The following is a 438-nucleotide window of genomic DNA, read 5'->3' as shown; positions in this document are numbered from 1 at the left end:
GCTCGCGGCCGCGCACGAGCGCTTCACGACAGTGCTCGAGAGCCTCGACGCCGCGGTGTCGGTGCTCGCCGCGGACGAAGCCGAGCTGCTGTTCGCGAACCGCTACTACCGGCACCTGTTCGGCATCCGCCCGGACGGCCACCTCGAACTGTCGGGCGGCGGCTTCGACACCGCGCAGGCGTCGTCCGATTCGATCGACATGGTCGACGCCTACGCCGGCCTGCCCGCCGCGGCGCTCACCGAGAGCACGGCGGACGCGCAGGAGGTGTACGTCGAGAGCATCCAGAAGTGGTTCGAGGTGCGCCGCCAGTACATCCAGTGGGTCGACGGCCACCTCGCGCAGATGCAGATCGCGACCGACATCACGACGCGCAAGAAGGCGCAGGAGCTCGCGCACCAGCAGGAAGAAAAGCTGCAGTTCACGAGCCGGCTGATGAC

The 438-nt window shown here is 68.5% G+C and carries 1 protein-coding gene; it reads left to right on the top strand.

All coding sequences use genetic code 11. The features are described from left to right. Positions 1-438: PAS domain S-box protein (locus J5M73_RS31455; RefSeq protein WP_207816984.1), on the top strand; the 438-nt coding region annotated here is incomplete at both ends.

Origin of the sequence: Pseudomonas sp. 50_B, assembly GCF_017491625.1 — a bacterium.
GTDB lineage: Bacteria > Pseudomonadota > Gammaproteobacteria > Pseudomonadales > Pseudomonadaceae > Aquipseudomonas > Aquipseudomonas danubii.
Note: the sequence above shows the minus strand (reverse complement) of the source record. Positions and strands in the feature narration are given on the sequence as shown.